This is a genomic window from Bradyrhizobium sp. PRIMUS42, from assembly GCF_023006515.1.
Classification (GTDB): Bacteria; Pseudomonadota; Alphaproteobacteria; order Rhizobiales; family Xanthobacteraceae; genus Bradyrhizobium.
On record NZ_JALBGZ010000893.1, the window covers coordinates 1 to 2,225 of the forward strand.

Sequence of the window (2,225 nt, forward strand, 5' to 3'; positions counted from 1 at the left end):
TGCTTGCGAAGGCGCCCGCGGATGCGCCGTGGCGTGCCCTGGTGCAGTCCTCGCTGGCGCGCGTCGGCAGCGGCACGATGCCGGCGCTGTCGGATGAAACGATTGCTGCATCCAAGGAAATGGCCGAAGGCGATCGCAACGCGATGGTGCGCGGCATGGTCGAACGTCTGGCCACCCGGTTGAAGCAGAACGGCGACGACGTCGAGAGTTGGCTGCGTTTGGTGCGCGCCTATCTCGTGATGGGCGAACGGGACAAGGCCATGGGGGCATCGGCCGACGCCCGGCAGGCGGTTGCAAGCGACGCAGAGCGGCTTCGCCAGCTCAACGAAGGCCTCAGGACTCTCGGGCTCGGCGGATGACGATGTCGGGACGAGACGAGCGGAGAATTGATACGCCATGACGCGCAAGCAGCGACGTATGACCATCATCGGCGGCTCGCTCGCCGTGCTCGCGCTCGCGGCCGCGCTGGTGCTCAACGCACTTCGCGACTCCATCGTGTTCTTCTCGACCCCGACCATGGTCGCCGAGAAGCATGTCGAGCCCGGTAAGCGGTTTCGCCTCGGCGGGCTGGTGCAGCCCGGCTCGCTCCATCGCGGCGACAATCTCGCGGTGACCTTCGAGGTCGCCGACGGTGGCGCCAAGCTTCCGGTGGCTTACAAGGGCATCCTGCCCGACCTGTTCCGCGAGGGCCAGGGCGTCGTCGCCGAAGGCGCGCTCGACGCCAATGGGGTGTTCAAGGCCGACACCGTGCTCGCCAAGCATGACGAGACCTACATGCCCAAGGACGTCGCCGACGCCCTGAAGAAGCAGGGGCATTGGAAGGACGATTACGACGGCAAAGCTTCGGGCGCTAAGCCTTCCGGCAGCAGCAAGCCTCAAGCCACGACGGCGCAGGGCAATCCGCAAGGAGCGGTGCGGTGATCGCGGAATCAGGACATTACGCGCTGGTGCTGGCGCTTGGGCTCGCACTGATCCAGTCGATCGTGCCGCTGATCGGTGCGCGCCTGCGCGATGCCGCGCTGATGGACGTGGCGCGCTCCACGGCGCTGGCGCAGCTCCTGTTCGTCGGCGCCTCGTTCGTAGCTCTCGTGATGCTGCACGTGAACTCGGACTTCTCCGTCGCCAACGTCTACGAGAATTCCCACTCGATGAAGCCGCTGCTCTACAAGATCACCGGCGTGTGGGGAAACCATGAAGGCTCGATGCTGCTGTGGGTGGCGATCCTCGCCTTGTTCGGCGGGCTGGTTGCGGCTTTCGGCAATAATCTGCCGCTGTCGCTGCGCGCGCATGTGCTCGCCGTGCAGGCCTGGGTCGCCAGCGCCTTCTATCTCTTCATCCTCGTGACATCGAATCCGTTCCTGCGCATCGCGAGCCCGCCGATCGAGGGACGCGATCTCAATCCGGTGCTCCAGGACATCGGGCTCGCCGTGCATCCGCCGATGCTCTATCTCGGCTATGTCGGTTTCTCGATCTCCTTCTCCTTCGCGATCGCGGCGCTGATGGAGGGACGGATCGACGCGGCCTGGGCGCGCTGGGTGCGGCCGTGGACGCTGGTCGCCTGGATCTTCCTGACGCTCGGGATCGCCATGGGCTCGTACTGGGCCTATTACGAACTCGGTTGGGGCGGCTGGTGGTTCTGGGATCCGGTCGAGAACGCCTCGCTGATGCCGTGGCTCTCCGGTACCGCGCTGTTGCATTCCGCCCTGGTGATGGAAAAGCGCAACGCGTTGAAGGTCTGGACCATCTTGTTGTCGATCCTGACCTTCTCGCTGTCGCTGCTCGGCACCTTCCTGGTGCGCTCGGGCGTCATCACATCGGTGCACGCCTTCGCCACCGATCCCACCCGCGGCGTGTTCATCCTGCTGATCCTCTGCCTGTTCATCGGCGGCAGCCTGGCGCTGTTCGCGGGCCGCGCCACCTCGTTGAAGCAGGGCGGCCTGTTCGCGCCGATCTCGCGCGAGGGCGCGCTGGTCCTGAACAATCTTCTGCTCACGGTCGCGTGCGCGGTCGTGCTGTTCGGCACGCTCTATCCGCTCGCGATGGAGATGCTCGCCGACTTCAAGATGTCGGTCGGTGCGCCCTTCTACAACCTCACCTTCGCGCCGCTATTCACCCTGTTGCTGCTTGCCGTGCCGTTTGGCCCGATGCTGGCGTGGAAGCGCGGCGATCTGCTCGGCGTGACGCAGCGCCTGCTCGCGGCCGGCGTCGCCGGGCTCGTCGCCGTC

At 65.8% G+C, this 2,225-nt stretch carries 2 protein-coding genes and 1 pseudogene; all 3 read left to right on the forward strand.

Annotation, left to right across the window (positions count from 1 at the left end; translation table 11 throughout):
- Nucleotides 1-359, forward strand: a pseudogene (locus tag MOV75_RS35305) (c-type cytochrome biogenesis protein CcmI); the annotation flags it as partial.
- A gap of 37 nt (nucleotides 360-396) precedes the next feature.
- A complete protein-coding gene (gene ccmE, locus MOV75_RS35310; protein ID WP_246932153.1) occupies nucleotides 397-921 on the forward strand; it encodes a cytochrome c maturation protein CcmE in 525 nt (174 codons plus the stop codon).
- The coding region (locus tag MOV75_RS35315; RefSeq protein ID WP_247007656.1) for a heme lyase CcmF/NrfE family subunit at nucleotides 918-2,225 on the forward strand (1,308 nt) is incomplete at its 3' end. The genes ccmE and MOV75_RS35315, both read left to right, overlap by 4 nt.

Coding starts and splice junctions, on each gene's coding strand:
- ccmE (WP_246932153.1), top strand. CDS start 397: ATGACGCGCAAGCAGCGACGTATGACCATCATCGGCGGCTCGCTCGCC.